This window comes from Oikeobacillus pervagus (assembly GCF_030813365.1).
Classification (GTDB): Bacteria; Bacillota; Bacilli; order Bacillales; family DSM-23947; genus Oikeobacillus; species Oikeobacillus pervagus.
Genome location: NZ_JAUSUC010000036.1, coordinates 18885 through 31975, shown reverse-complemented (window position 1 = coordinate 31975; position 13091 = coordinate 18885). Strand labels below are relative to the sequence as shown.

At 38.6% G+C, this 13091-nt stretch carries 11 protein-coding genes, 15 tRNA genes and 2 pseudogenes; 3 read left to right on the top strand and 25 right to left on the bottom strand.

The window, feature by feature from the left end; genetic code table 11:
- Window positions 1–184: 184 nt before the first annotated feature.
- From J2S13_RS12690 to J2S13_RS12610, 17 genes are all read right to left on the bottom strand, one after another.
- Entirely contained in the window at window positions 185–532 is a 348-nt protein-coding gene (locus J2S13_RS12690) for an FAD-linked oxidase C-terminal domain-containing protein (protein ID WP_307258138.1), read from the bottom strand.
- Window positions 486–701 carry a hypothetical protein gene (locus J2S13_RS12685; protein WP_307258135.1) on the bottom strand — a complete coding sequence of 72 codons (216 nt, stop codon included), beginning with the start codon at window positions 699–701 and terminating at the stop codon, window positions 486–488. Before J2S13_RS12685 ends, J2S13_RS12690 begins: the two co-directional genes overlap by 47 nt.
- A gap of 894 nt (window positions 702–1595) precedes the next feature.
- A tRNA-Glu gene (locus J2S13_RS12680) sits at window positions 1596–1667 on the bottom strand.
- Window positions 1668–1674: 7 nt separating this feature from the next.
- Window positions 1675–1749: transfer RNA gene (locus J2S13_RS12675), tRNA-Asn, on the bottom strand.
- Between the two features lie 23 nt (window positions 1750–1772).
- Window positions 1773–1846, bottom strand: a tRNA-Gly gene (locus tag J2S13_RS12670).
- A 6-nt stretch (window positions 1847–1852) separates the two neighbouring features.
- Window positions 1853–1926 (bottom strand) — tRNA-Cys (locus J2S13_RS12665).
- 8 nt (window positions 1927–1934) lie between these two features.
- Window positions 1935–2006: transfer RNA gene (locus J2S13_RS12660), tRNA-Gln, on the bottom strand.
- Window positions 2007–2024: 18 nt separating this feature from the next.
- Window positions 2025–2095, bottom strand: a tRNA-Trp gene (locus tag J2S13_RS12655).
- Between the two features lie 3 nt (window positions 2096–2098).
- Window positions 2099–2183, bottom strand: a tRNA-Tyr gene (locus tag J2S13_RS12650).
- Between the two features lie 81 nt (window positions 2184–2264).
- Window positions 2265–2340: transfer RNA gene (locus J2S13_RS12645), tRNA-Phe, on the bottom strand.
- A 14-nt stretch (window positions 2341–2354) separates the two neighbouring features.
- Window positions 2355–2447: transfer RNA gene (locus J2S13_RS12640), tRNA-Ser, on the bottom strand.
- Between the two features lie 16 nt (window positions 2448–2463).
- Window positions 2464–2537 (bottom strand) — tRNA-Met (locus J2S13_RS12635).
- A 17-nt stretch (window positions 2538–2554) separates the two neighbouring features.
- A tRNA-Ala gene (locus J2S13_RS12630) sits at window positions 2555–2630 on the bottom strand.
- Between the two features lie 19 nt (window positions 2631–2649).
- A tRNA-Arg gene (locus tag J2S13_RS12625) sits at window positions 2650–2723 on the bottom strand.
- Between the two features lie 3 nt (window positions 2724–2726).
- A tRNA-Leu gene (locus J2S13_RS12620) sits at window positions 2727–2815 on the bottom strand.
- Between the two features lie 3 nt (window positions 2816–2818).
- Window positions 2819–2894 (bottom strand) — tRNA-Lys (locus tag J2S13_RS12615).
- A 24-nt stretch (window positions 2895–2918) separates the two neighbouring features.
- Window positions 2919–2994, bottom strand: a tRNA-Val gene (locus J2S13_RS12610).
- A gap of 301 nt (window positions 2995–3295) precedes the next feature.
- Between J2S13_RS12610 and J2S13_RS12605 the strand changes: the two genes are divergently transcribed.
- The 3 genes from J2S13_RS12605 to J2S13_RS12595 all read left to right on the top strand — a co-directional run bounded on the left by J2S13_RS12605 (window position 3296) and on the right by J2S13_RS12595 (window position 5654).
- Window positions 3296–3775 carry a ferritin-like domain-containing protein gene (locus J2S13_RS12605; RefSeq protein ID WP_307258133.1) on the top strand — a complete coding sequence of 160 codons (480 nt, stop codon included), beginning with the start codon at window positions 3296–3298 and terminating at the stop codon, window positions 3773–3775.
- A gap of 291 nt (window positions 3776–4066) precedes the next feature.
- The gene (locus tag J2S13_RS12600; protein ID WP_307258131.1) at window positions 4067–4387 is read left to right on the top strand and encodes a cupin domain-containing protein; all 321 of its coding nucleotides are present in this window, start codon (window positions 4067–4069) and stop codon (window positions 4385–4387) included.
- Window positions 4388–4538: 151 nt separating this feature from the next.
- Complete coding sequence (locus tag J2S13_RS12595) at window positions 4539–5654, top strand: NAD(P)/FAD-dependent oxidoreductase (protein WP_307258130.1); 1116 nt, start codon at window positions 4539–4541, stop codon at window positions 5652–5654.
- A 176-nt stretch (window positions 5655–5830) separates the two neighbouring features.
- On the opposite strand, the gene J2S13_RS12590 is transcribed toward J2S13_RS12595, so the two are convergent.
- The 8 genes and pseudogenes from J2S13_RS12590 to J2S13_RS12555 all read right to left on the bottom strand — a co-directional run bounded on the left by J2S13_RS12590 (window position 5831) and on the right by J2S13_RS12555 (window position 12976).
- Window positions 5831–6205 (bottom strand): HIT family protein, encoded by a 375-nt coding sequence (locus J2S13_RS12590; RefSeq protein WP_307258129.1) that lies wholly within the window; start codon window positions 6203–6205, stop codon window positions 5831–5833.
- Between the two features lie 7 nt (window positions 6206–6212).
- Window positions 6213–8615 (bottom strand): DEAD/DEAH box helicase family protein, encoded by a 2403-nt coding sequence (locus J2S13_RS12585; protein WP_307258128.1) that lies wholly within the window; start codon window positions 8613–8615, stop codon window positions 6213–6215.
- Window positions 8612–8939, bottom strand: a pseudogene (locus J2S13_RS12580) (nucleoside triphosphate pyrophosphohydrolase). Before J2S13_RS12580 ends, J2S13_RS12585 begins: the two are co-directional and overlap by 4 nt.
- A 244-nt stretch (window positions 8940–9183) precedes the next feature.
- Window positions 9184–10107 (bottom strand): DnaD domain-containing protein, encoded by a 924-nt coding sequence (locus J2S13_RS12575; RefSeq protein WP_307258127.1) that lies wholly within the window; start codon window positions 10105–10107, stop codon window positions 9184–9186.
- Window positions 10108–10392: 285 nt separating this feature from the next.
- A pseudogene (locus J2S13_RS12570) lies at window positions 10393–10713 on the bottom strand (GABA permease); the annotation flags it as partial.
- Between the two features lie 493 nt (window positions 10714–11206).
- A complete protein-coding gene (locus J2S13_RS12565; protein WP_307258126.1) occupies window positions 11207–11341 on the bottom strand; it encodes a hypothetical protein in 135 nt (44 codons plus the stop codon).
- A 63-nt stretch (window positions 11342–11404) separates the two neighbouring features.
- Window positions 11405–11587, bottom strand: coding sequence for a hypothetical protein (locus J2S13_RS12560; RefSeq protein ID WP_307258125.1), 183 nt, complete (start codon window positions 11585–11587; stop codon window positions 11405–11407).
- 81 nt (window positions 11588–11668) lie between these two features.
- Window positions 11669–12976, bottom strand: a complete 1308-nt coding sequence (locus J2S13_RS12555; protein WP_307258123.1) for an ammonium transporter — start codon at window positions 12974–12976, stop codon at window positions 11669–11671.
- Between the last annotated feature and the right edge of the window lie 115 nt (window positions 12977–13091).

Sequence of the window (13091 nt, the reverse complement as noted above, 5' to 3'; positions counted from 1 at the left end):
TCCTGAACTTCTATTAACATATTCCATCACCTGAATTCTATTAGTTTAGAATTCAGTATGGACACTACTATGACACTTTAAACAGCGAAGAAGCAAAAAGAGGAACCTTTGTTAGAAGGCTCCTCTTTCTCATAGATTCTGCAAGAACCTTGATTCTATTCATCAAAAAAGAGTTTACCAGGATTCAAGATCCATTAGGATCAAAAGAATGCTTGATAGCTTTCATCATTGGGATGCTTGTTAGGTGTTCTTTATATAAATACTTTCTCTTTCCAATACCGATTCCATGCTCCCCTGTACAAGTCCCGTCATGTGCTAAAGCAAAATGGACCATTTCATCATGTAGTTGTTGAACTTTTTCCATTTCTTTCTGGTCATCTACATCCATCGGCAGGATACTATGATCATTTCCATCGCCAACATGACCAAAAATGGCCGCATCAATTTTATACTGATCTGCTAGTTTTCTAGTATTGGTTATAGCTTCAGGCAATTTTGAAATGGGGACACAAATATCTGTAGACATTGGCATAGCGAACAATTCGTCTTACCTCTTCTTTATCAACTGGAAAAACAACAACATCCGGCAATTTTCCTGGATGATAAGATATTCCATGACCATGCTGAATTAAAACCATTTCATTCGTCGAAATTCTACTCTCTTCTCCAACTATTTGAAGCAAATCTTCGCGAAGCTTCAATTAAATCCCCCCTTTTTTAGGATCATCCCGTCCATCTTATTAAAGAAAACATGCGATTTTGGATGGGTTTAGTTTCATTCACTATGGATGAATTATCACGTATCCCATCCATCCAATTAGTAAAATATTTGGAGAAATCAACACCACCGATAGCCATCTTATATTTTTGCTTAGGGATAAAGCGGCCCCGAGGTAAAAGAATGGGAAGATCACCCCCCACCATTCAAAATGTGGCGTTGCAGTTAAGTAGAGTGATAATGGAGTGACTAGTAAGCAAGAAATCACTAGAAATATCGGCCTTTTTAAAATTAAAGCGATAAACGAAAATATAATGGAAGCTATCATAAATGGCCAAAAAAACAACCCCACTCCCGCACCTCCTTTAACCCCTCTATTGTGGAATTTTCTTAAAGCAAAATCAATTCGCCACTGGTCATTAATCTATTGGTAAATAAAGAAACTTATTTAGTTAGTATACTAGATTAATTTGGAGAAATCAACACCACCGATAGCCATCTCATATTTTTGCTTAGGGATAAAGCGGCCCCGAGGTAAAAGAATGGGAAGATCACCCCCCACCATTCAAAATGTGGCGTTGCAGTTAAGTAGAGTGATAATGGAGTGACTAGTAAGCAAGAAATCACTAGAAATATCGGCCTTTTTAAAATTAAAGCGATAAACGAAAATATAATGGAAGCTATCATAAATGGCCAAAAAAACAACCCCACTCCCGCACCTCCTTTAACCCCTCTATTGTGGAATTTTCTTAAAGCAAAATCAATTCGCCACTGGTCATTAATCTATTGGTAAATAAAGAAACTTATTTAGTTAGTATACTAGATTAAATACAAAAAAACCACAAAATGGAAATCTCCATTTTGTGGTTTTTTTCTATGACCCGTACGGGATTCGAACCCGTGTTACCGCCGTGAAAGGGCGGTGTCTTAACCGCTTGACCAACGGGCCATTTATTTGGCTCCGCAGGTAGGATTCGAACCTACGACCGATCGGTTAACAGCCGATAGCTCTACCACTGAGCTACTGCGGAATCATCATCTAATGATGAAATTTTGGAGCGGGTGATGGGAATCGAACCCACGACAACAGCTTGGAAGGCTGTAGTTTTACCACTAAACTACACCCGCTTAAATTGGAGGCGGCAACCGGATTTGAACCGGTGATAAAGGTTTTGCAGACCTCTGCCTTACCACTTGGCTATGCCGCCAACAAGAACTGGGCTAGCAGGATTCGAACCTACGAATGACGGAGTCAAAGTCCGTTGCCTTACCACTTGGCTATAGCCCAATAATATGTAAGTCATTACAGGGGCAGTAGGAATCGAACCCACACTGGAGGTTTTGGAGACCTCTGTTCTACCGTTAAACTATGCCCCTAAATGGTGGAGGGGGGCAGATTCGAACTGCCGAACCCATAGGGAGCGGATTTACAGTCCGCCGCGTTTAGCCACTTCGCTACCCCTCCATTATATGAATGAAATAAGATAAATATTCTGAACGTCTTACAGATCAAACAAAATTTTTTTTAGTAGATTAAGATGAAATATGGTGGCTCAGGACGGAATCGAACCGCCGACACAAGGATTTTCAGTCCTTTGCTCTACCGACTGAGCTACTGAGCCAGTGTATACCATGATGGCGGAGGAAGAGGGATTCGAACCCCCGCGCGGTTTAACCCGCCTGTCGGTTTTCAAGACCGATCCCTTCAGCCGGACTTGGGTATTCCTCCATAAAAGTAAAGATCATAGCGGCGGAGGGAATCGAACCCACGACCTCACGGGTATGAACCGTACGCTCTAGCCAGCTGAGCTACGCCGCCATTATATCGTTCAATATTGGTGGAGCCTAGCGGGATCGAACCGCTGACCTCCTGCGTGCAAAGCAGGCGCTCTCCCAGCTGAGCTAAGGCCCCAAAATGGAAATATAGATAACGCGCCCGAGAGGAGTCGAACCCCTAACCTTTTGATCCGTAGTCAAACGCTCTATCCAATTGAGCTACGGGCGCAAGTGGTGCCGAGAACCGGAATCGAACCGGTACGGTAGTCACCTACCGCAGGATTTTAAGTCCTGTGCGTCTGCCAGTTCCGCCACCCCGGCAAATGGTGAGCCATGAAGGACTCGAACCTTCGACCCTCTGATTAAAAGTCAGATGCTCTACCAACTGAGCTAATGGCTCATTTTATCATAATCATTACACTTATGGTGGAGGATGACGGGATCGAACCGCCGACCCCTTGCTTGTAAGGCAAGTGCTCTCCCAGCTGAGCTAATCCTCCATTCTCAAAATAAAGTAAATCAATTCTTTAAATCGGAAATAAATCCTTTCCAATATAACCTTTTATTACTTATTTTATCTTGTTGCGACGTTTTATATATTATCAGGAATAAAAGTAATAGTCAAGCATTTATGAAATATTTTTTTACACTAGGATGAAACCTTATGAAAATGAATGAAAGATTAAAAGAAAAGATTTGTTTTTCACATATAGATTTGCTTATGGATCGTTTACACAAGCACTTTTCTTACTGTTTTTCATATCATATCAACGAGGAACCCTTGAGGAGGTTTAAAAGTAGATGGATCCCTATTATCAATATTTCAATGCCCCTAATGAAGCCCCAATTAATTTTTATGACTATTCATATGATCGAAAGACCCATGATATTGTGAGTCTTTTTCAAAAAGCCATTAATGGAGAATATACAGCCATTCAATGCTATGGAAAAATCGCCAATATGGCCCCAAATCCGGAAGAGAGAAATCAAATTATCGAAATTAAACAAGATGAAATACGTCATCTACGACAATTCACTCAAATGTATACTACCTTAACCGGACGAAAACCTACTCCACAAATGACAGAACGTTGTCCGACCACTTATCGGGAAGGACTTCATTTCAGTGTAAAAGACGAGCAAGAAACGGTTGATTTCTATCTAGATCTAGCTGAAATGGTATCCGATCAAAAAATGAAACAAATCATTCAAAGAGCAGCCGCTGATGAACAAAATCATGCCGTTTGGTTTTTATATTATTTATTCAGGTTAAAACGCTGAAAAATCAGGCTTCATTCTACGACGAATGAAGCCTCGCTAGATTTTGTCACGTTAACGAACACAAATATCTTGAATCATTGAAGTCGGGTGATCGCGTGGGATCTATGTTTTTAGATGTGTCTGTTTTTCCTCGCTATAATAAACAAATCTAGCTAGGATCCTTTCCCCTTAATGGTTTCAACTTCATTCCCTCGTGTTTCCCAAAAACGACCACAAGTTCCTACCATTTGCATATCATGGTAAATAGTATGTATGCTACATATATACAGGATGAAAGGTGGAGAAATAAAGATGAACATACAGAATGTAAAACAGTTCATGGAGTATCATAATGAAAGATTTACGAAACGAATCATTTTTAAAGAAGGACCCAGCACGACATTTGTCCTGAATTTCAAGCCCGGACAAGAGTTACCTGCACATAAACACCCAAACAGTAATGTTCATTTACTCGTGTTAACTGGCGAGGGAACATTTACAATCGATGGCAAACAGATCAAGGCATCAGAATTAGATTCGCTCATTTGCACAAGTGAGCAAGAACTTTCTTTCAAAAATGACGGGAAAGAAGATGCCAGTCTTTATGTTGTTCTAAGCACTATTCCAAATTGACCAATACACACAAGATCGTTAAAAAATTAGATGGCGATGTCCTTATTTTTGGGGGACATCGCCCTTTTCGGTACGATTCTACCCATCATTCCGACTTTTCGGGTAAAATGGACTCCATAAGAATTCAACATATAAGAAAGGGTCTGTATAAATGAAGAAAAAATATTGTGTCATTGGCGCTGGGATTCTTGGGGCATCTACTGCCTATCATCTAGCAAAGGCCGGGGAAGAAGTCGTGATCATGGATCGTAAAGACAAAGGACAAGCAACAGATGCAGCAGCAGGGATTGTTTGCCCTTGGCTTTCACAACGTCGTAACAAAGCATGGTATAGACTCGCCAAAAATGGGGCGCGTTACTATCCTGAATTAATGACAGATCTTCAAAAAGACGGAGAAGAACACACGGGATATGCCCGAGTCGGAGCCATCAGTCTCCATCATGACCATGAAAAATTACTAGCAATGAAAGAACGGGCATTAAAGCGCCGGGAAGAAGCTCCTGAAATCGGCGAAGTAAAAATCCTCACACCTGAGGAAACCAAAAAAAGATTCCCTCCCCTACTAGAGGGCCTTGGTTCTGTTTTTGTCAGTGGGGCTGCTCGTGTAGATGGTCGAGCATTACGAGATGCGTTAATACGATCTGCTAAACGATATGGGGCTACTTTCATACAGGGGGATGCGAAATTACTACATCATGATAGACAAAAAACAAGTGTTCAAGTGAATGAACATGAAATTATTCCAGAAAAAATAATCATAACAGCTGGAGCTTGGGCAGACGAGTTGTTAAAGCCTCTTGGGATCCAATTTAATGTTTATTTTCAAAAAGCCCAAATTGTCCATTTACATCTCCCCCATACGAAAACAGATACATGGCCAGTGGTCATGCCACCAAGTGATCAATACATATTAGCATTCCAAGATCGGATTATCGCTGGGGCCACTCATGAAAATAATGTAGGTTTCGATCACCGCATGACCGCTAGTGGAATTCATGAAGTCTTGGGAAAGGCATTACATTACGCACCTGGATTAGCAGATAGCACCGTCCTTGAAGTACGAGTCGGATTCCGACCATTTACCCCAGGGTTTCTCCCGATTATTGGACCAATCCCCCAATATAATGAGATCCTCGTGGCAAATGGCCTTGGAGCTTCTGGCCTTACAGTGGGCCCTTATCTTGGATCGGAACTGGCAAAACTAGCATTAGATAGGGAAATGGAGATTGACCTAGCGGATTATGATGTCGAAAACGCCATCGAATAACCCAACCATTCACTCGGGTATGTATACTTTCACTACTCGGGTGAAATATCCTCCCATTAAAATGAGAGAGGTTCTAGCCGCTTATCTAAACAACCGAAATAGAAACATCAACTCAACTCGACTGTTATCTGAATCTATCTCTCTCTCATTTTTAATACGAAATTTCCAAATTCGCCCTATTTATATTTCTGCTTCCAAGGTATTACGCCCCGAACCCCTCCACTAGGATCCAACATATCACCGTCGTATCTTGGAATCAAATGAAGATGAACATGAAAAATCGTTTGCCCAGCCGCTCCCCCACAGTTGATTCCAATATTATAGCCGTGCGGTTCATACTTTTGATCTAAGAGCTTCTTCCCCTTCTCCATTAAGTCATTCATTGCCATCCGTTCCTCTAATGTTGTATCAAAAAAATCACTTACATGACGTTTGGGGATAATTAGAAGATGACCACGACTCACAGGAAACCGATCAAAAAAAGCTAAAGCCCATTGGTTTTCTAATAAAATGATTAATTGTTCTTGATTACAAAAATGACAAGATTGCATGGCATTATCATTCCCCTTTCCTAGCGAAATACTCCATCAGTCGTTTTTCACATACTTCCCTCGTCCAATGAAAAAGGATGTCCTCGTCTTCGTTTAGTACATCAAAATTGAGCTTGAAAATATTTTTTTCAAAAGATATCATCCCTTGGGAAGATCCACTCCATTTAGACATCGGCATTTTGGCGATTAAATTGGCTACTTTCTTTTCCTCATACTTCCATAATGTACGAGAGGATTTATCTGAAAAATCGATTCGCTTTCGATACTCTTTCTCCATCAAATAATGATGAAAAAATGGGGCTATTTCCTCAGGTGTTGTGGATCGATACCAATTATGTTTCCCCTTTTTTAGCATTCCAAGCAATACAATCATTTTATAACTTTTTTGCATGCCTGTTTTTTCGATCTCTTTTAGCCAATTTTCATAACGGATATATAGTTCTATTTCCTTTTCAGTTAATTCTTCCGCCCAATGTAAAAAAGCAAAATAGGATTTAAATTCTTTATAATATTGAATCACTTCGATAGTTCCATTTAAAAATAATTCTTGATATGTAGGACGTCGCCCCAACTCTTCTTTTAATTGCATATAAGCATTTTTCAGCTTTTCTTTACGTGGTTGCCGCTTTTTACGTAGTTCTTCCAATAAATTAATAGATTGTATGTCTAAATTGAATTCACAACTTTCAGGAATGACAGGAGCAATTTTTCTGTTCTTTGTTTTTTTCAACTCAACCTGAAATAGGGATAGCTTTATATCGGCGTTACGGTAGTTCCCAATTAAATCGATAATTACACAATGACTTTTGGAAGAATGAAGTCGCAATCCCCTTCCAATTTGCTGGGTAAAAACAGTTAAAGACTCTGTTGGGCGTGCAAACAAAATCGTATCAACAGATGGGATATCAATCCCTTCATTAAATAAATCAACGGTGAAAATCGCATCCAGTTTCTTCTCTTCTAATTGATTGATTGCCTCCTTTCTTCCTATATCTTGTTGCTTTGAATGTAGACTAACGGTTTGATAACCACTTCGATTAAAAAATTGGGAAAGAAAATTAGCTTGTCTTATTGAAGAGCAAAATATTAATGATCTAGTTTGTTTATGTTCCTCCCAAGCTAATAAAATCTTTTGAGCCATTTCTTCCTTTAGTTGTGCCTGTAGAAGTTGTTCTTGATCATATTTCGAACCTAACCAGCGAATTTGACTATAGTCCGTATCATCATAGACTCCATAATAATGGAAAGGGGCTAACCACCCGCGTTGGACGGCTTCAATAAAATCGATCCTATAGGCAATATTCCCATCGCAAATTGCATATACATCTTTTTGGTCGTTTCGATCTGGTGTTGCTGTTATGCCAAGTAAAAATTCTGGTTGAAAATAATCGATCATTTTTTGATAAGATTGCGAAGCTGCATGATGAAATTCGTCAATTACAATTAAATCAAATTCATCGCGTTTAAAATGTTGCAGATGTTGCTTCATACTTAAAGTAAAAACAGAAGCAAAGATAAAATCTCCATCTTCTTTTAAAAATCCATTGTAAATACCAGAAGTTTTATCAGGGATGACCTTATTAAAAGAGGCTTGAGCTTGATGTAAAATTTCCTCCCGATGGGCAATAAATAATACCCGTTTAAATTTACGAGCAAAAAAGGCGGCTAAATAGGTTTTCCCAAGACCGGTTGCCATCACAACCATTGCCTTGTTGTATCCTTCCTCTATCGTTTGCTCCAACTGGTTTAAAGCCTCTACTTGTGCAAATCGGGGTTCAATGGTTCCATAATGTTCTTTGTTTTCTACTACAAATTCCGAGTTCTTTTTCCTTACTGGTAACATCAAATCTATTTCTTCTGCGCTTGTCCAAGTATGAATAATATTCGGATTTCTTTGATGATATTCCCTATATTCTTTTTCATATGTATGGATCGATTCTTTATTAATAGGGATGGTTTGCTCATGTTGAAATAACTTTGAAAACTCATTTAATGCCTGTTCATATACTTCATGATTTTCGCTAATTGAAATATTCCACTCAATCCCCGTTGTAAAGGCCGATCCGGACAAATTGGATGAACCAACAAAAAGGGTGTTCGCATTTTTTTCCTTTAACAAATAAGCTTTCGGATGAAATGATTTCCCCCCACTCCGAAATAAACGGATTTCCATTTTTTCATGTATTTCATATAACATTTTAAGCGCATCTGGTTGCGTAATATATAAATAATCACCTGTACATACTTTCACTTCTGCCCCACGCTCTACCGCTTTCCACAATGCTTCGGACAATAGTTGAACACCTGACTTCATGACGAAAGAAGTCAACACACAAACAGAATCTGCTTTTTCTATTTTTGGAATTAGTTCCTCCCCTAAATACTCGGTAATAAGCGTTACTTTCGTCATTCGTCCTCAACCTCAATTAAGAAAATTCTTTCTTGAAAGCCTCCACGTTGGACAGCTTTTTGTCTACGAATCTCTTCCAATTTTTCAATATCCGCACCATGAACCTTTACGAGTGAATGGATAATTTCAAATAAATCGGCTAATTCTTCCAATGCTTCTTCATTGGTCGTTGAGTTTAAGTATTCTAGCAATTCTTCCTTACTTCTTCTTCTTTAATTCTGTTATATATTCTTCCTTGTTTAATATTCTCGTTTTACATACTTTTCCTTGGCGTTGTATAATTTCCGGAATATAGTCACGAACAAGTTTGTTGTATATCGGCATTTTTGCACCATCCCCATTCAAATTCTTATCATTATTTTACCATATAGGGTCGTTTTGCTCGCTAATCGAATCACTAAAGACTAACAAATGACCCAAAACGAGAAAAGTCAATGTAAACAAATCGAAATGATAATGATGTGCTTTTGCTATTTGCTCATGTCTTTTTCCTTTACTTTTTTTAAACTTTTTTCCACATATGCTTCCTAGGATTTTTCCATATTCACATCCTTAGAAACTAGAAGATTTATGTTGTTTGTACCATTTGTTTCTCTAGCCGTTTTCTCAGCATTTCTTGTAGTTTTTCTTTTTCAATTTCAAAATTGGCATCGGGAGGTTCTGTTGTTTGGGTTTTGGGTTGATCTGTCTGTTCTATAAACCATTGTGGAAGCTTTTCAACTCGTAGTGATGTTCTTTGAGAGTCTCGTGTTGGATAAGATCTTGTATTGTGGTTTAGTTGCTCAATGGATTGGATATTCTGATTTTCCCAATTTCTTAATATGGCCTCGACATAATTCCAGTTTGTAATTCCCCTATTTGCTGCCATGTTCATTGCATGGAGAACAAGCTCTTCAGATAATTTTTCACTCCATATCGTAATTTTTTTGGTTGTAGACGATGTTCTTTTTCCAAATCCGTTTTGTTCAAAAAAGGTTATAGCTGTTTCATATAAATATTGCTCCTTCATTATTTCTGTCGAATTCTCTGAAGTATTCTCTGTTGTACTATCTGTTAATAGGCGGTTCATTATGACCTGTTCATCCGTCCGTTTTGAACCAAGGATCGGTTCATTTTGAGCCGACATTGGATCCATTTGACCCCCTATTTGTTCATGTTGACCCATCGACTTCTCGTCTGTTTGAATAAGTTCCTCTATTTTTTCATAGTCGATCGTGTACCATTTTGTTTTTCTATTTTTCATAATAAGGATGAATCCCTTTTTTTGCAGACTATTAATCATTCTTTTTAATGTGCTTTCAGACCAAAAGGGGAATTGCTTTTGCCAGCCCCCTAATGTGTTATAAACCCATCTTTTCCCTACATATTGATGTTTGCTTTTTCCTAACCAATAATGTAGCTGCTGAAGAAAAATCGCCTCATTTAATCCTATTTTCACAGCCAATTGTGGTAAAAGGATCATCAGTTTGTCATCGATTAATAATTTTTTCATGGTAAAATCCTCCTTAATTTTTAAATCTTACAGTCACTATAAAAGAAAGATTTTGCCCCTGACAAATTAGCTTTCAGTACTGAAAACAGAAAATATCCCCCCAAAACATATGTTTCCGACTCCAAAACAGGCGATTTTTGATGTTATCAGCTTGAAAGCATTTTTTTAAAAGGAATTAAAAAATCCACGATTTAATAAACCGCAGATAAAAATTTGTAAGCGATTTCATTCAATGAAATACTAAAAAATGATCGAACGAACTTAAGACTGTTCAATTAATAGTCCTTAAGTATGAATGGATTCTGAGTCCTTAACCTCTTCAATCCCCACTTTCCTCTCATTATTTTTATGAAACAGATAATAGGAACCTATGACAATGAGTACTATTAGTAATGTAAGGGCTAACTGGGAGCGCATATGATCAATAAAGGCCATTGCAATCAATATCGTCACAATTCCAAGAATGGTTACATAAGTAAGATAGGGAAATAACCACATCTTCACCTTCAGTCATTCGGGTTGTTCTCTTTCAAGCTTACGGCGCATACGTAAATGGGAAAATGCGATTACAAGATAAACTAACAATGCGATGCCGCCAGAGGCATTTTTTTATTCAAAAATTGGTTTTTTGAGGAATATGGGTGTTGTGAACAATCGCCTGATTATGTCGTTTTTTGTCAAATAATCGATATATTAAAAAAATCGCACATATATTTCAAAAATCGCTCATATCTCTTTGAAAATCGCACATATATTTCAAAGATCGCTCATATCTTCTTGAAAGTCGTGCATATTTCAAAAAGTCGCTCATATCTCCTTGAAAGTCGCACATATATTCAAAAAGTCGCTCATATCTCCTTGAAAGTCGCACATATATTCAAAAAGTCGCTCATATCTCCTTGAAAGTCGCTCATATATTTCAAAAAGTCGCTCATATCTCTTTGAAAATCGCACATATATTTCAAAAGTCGCTCATATCTTCTTGAAAGTCGTGCATAGAACCTCAACTAAAGTGTCCACATATGGTGGTACATCTCATCTTCCTTACTTTTTCCAGTCAAAAGCCCACGATTTACAAAAGAATCGTGGGCTTTCTTCTTTAATACTCTATTTCTTCATAGTCTTTTGGCTGTGGCAATGGCTGTTCTAAATATTTTTTTCCTTTTTCATGATCAATTGGGATGGTTGGATCAAAGGGACTGTTTTTTTTCTTTTGATGTTCTTTGCTTTCCATTGATTCATCACCTCAGCCATAGCCTTTCAATTTTACTATGAGATTATTCGAACAAGTACAAATTCACCAAAATATCCCAATTAATACGATGGCTCCTAAAATGATTCCACCGATTTGCCCCACTAATGTTATTGTTTCACGCCTTTTTTTGATCTCTTGAATGTCCATTTCAATTCGTTGGATGGATTCCTTTAATTCCCGGAACTCTTCTTTCCATTTTGAATTGGATTCTTCTTGAGGATTCACTTTTTCCCCTTCCTTTCTTTTATTCTCACCCCTTCACTATATTGTATTAGGAAAAGTGATTCTTCAGTATCAGCTTTTGTTTCATTCATGGAAAACGTGTTTTGAACTTGGTCGAACTTCTTGCCCTATAGGTCGTACGGGTTCGCTTGTTGTAAAAGCTTCCGGATATCCATAGCTGCCATGTTCACTTAAATCAAGTCCCATTAATTCTTCTTCTTCTGTTACACGAAGGCCATTCATTACTTTTTTCATCATGTATAAAAGGACAAATGAAACGGAGAAGGCATATAGTGCACAAACGATTACGCCCATTGCTTGAACCCCTAGTTGGGTGAATCCTCCGCCATAAAATAACCCTGGCTTCCCTACCGTCGCTAATTCTGGCGTTGCGAAAAACCCTGTGGATAAAGTTCCAAAGATCCCAGCAACCCCATGAACAGATAAAGCATAGATTGGGTCATCAATTTTGCATTTTTCGAAAAATTTTACACTATAGAAAACCAGTACGCCTGCGATCAACCCGATGACAACAGCTGCCCATGTTTCAACGAAGGCACATGATGCGGTTATGGCGACAAGTCCTGCAAGTGCCCCGTTCATGATTGTGGGAATATCGGCCTTTCCTAGCGCAACCCATGAGATTAATAAAGCGCTAATGGCCCCCGCTGCAGCCGCTAAGTTTGTATTCAGCGCCACAAACCCGAAAAATCCATCATCTACACTTAATGTACTCCCTGCGTTAAAACCGAACCACCCAAACCAGAGGATAATGACACCTAATGCTGTATAGACTTGATTATGACCACGTAGATCATTGGCTTTGCCATCATTTTGATATTTTCCAATTCTAGGTTTCAAAAGAATCGAGCCAGCAAATGCAGCCATGGCTCCTGTCAAATGCACGACAGTAGAACCGGCAAAATCTTGTTTTCCATGCTCGGCTAACCAGCCTCCCCCCCAAATCCAATGAGCGACAATGGGGTAAACCAAGCTTGAAAACAAAAGGGCAAATACTAAATACACGGAAAGTTTGGCACGCTCTGCAAACCCTCCAAAGGCAATGGTGAGCGAAATGCCTGCGAATGCTAATTGAAATAAAAAGAAAGTGGCTCCAGAATAATTAGCCCCATCTATTTCTTGACCGGAATAGAAAAAGTCTGACCATCCTACAAAGAAATTAGGATTCTTTCCAAAAATCAATCCATATCCAACAGCCCAAAACATAATGGATGCAATGCTAAAGGTAAACAGCGTCTTTCCTGCGATATGCCCGGCATTTTTCATTCGGGTTGAACCTGCTTCAAGTAGAATAAAACCACCTTGCATGAAAATCACCAAAATGGCTCCTAAAAGAATCCATATACTATTTAATAGATACAATTCATCCATTCAACATTCCCCCTGATCATGATAAAAGAAATGATAAGACCCTCATTTTTTATATGGGGGGGAGAAAATCCCCCCACTATTCCTTTTTCCACTTCCTATTCACTCTTTCCTTGAC

What these genes read in the sequence shown, in the direction of transcription:
- J2S13_RS12690 (WP_307258138.1), bottom strand. Translation starts at nt 532, where the DNA reads ATGCCAATGTCTACAGATATTTGTGTCCCCATTTCAAAATTGCCTGAA.
- J2S13_RS12605 (WP_307258133.1), top strand. Translation starts at nt 3,296, where the DNA reads ATGGATCCCTATTATCAATATTTCAATGCCCCTAATGAAGCCCCAATT.
- J2S13_RS12600 (WP_307258131.1), top strand. Translation starts at nt 4,067, where the DNA reads ATGAACATACAGAATGTAAAACAGTTCATGGAGTATCATAATGAAAGA.
- J2S13_RS12595 (WP_307258130.1), top strand. Translation starts at nt 4,539, where the DNA reads ATGAAGAAAAAATATTGTGTCATTGGCGCTGGGATTCTTGGGGCATCT.
- J2S13_RS12590 (WP_307258129.1), bottom strand. Translation starts at nt 6,205, where the DNA reads ATGCAATCTTGTCATTTTTGTAATCAAGAACAATTAATCATTTTATTA.
- J2S13_RS12585 (WP_307258128.1), bottom strand. Translation starts at nt 8,615, where the DNA reads ATGACGAAAGTAACGCTTATTACCGAGTATTTAGGGGAGGAACTAATT.
- J2S13_RS12575 (WP_307258127.1), bottom strand. Translation starts at nt 10,107, where the DNA reads ATGAAAAAATTATTAATCGATGACAAACTGATGATCCTTTTACCACAA.
- J2S13_RS12565 (WP_307258126.1), bottom strand. Translation starts at nt 11,341, where the DNA reads ATGGAAAGCAAAGAACATCAAAAGAAAAAAAACAGTCCCTTTGATCCA.
- J2S13_RS12555 (WP_307258123.1), bottom strand. Translation starts at nt 12,976, where the DNA reads ATGGATGAATTGTATCTATTAAATAGTATATGGATTCTTTTAGGAGCC.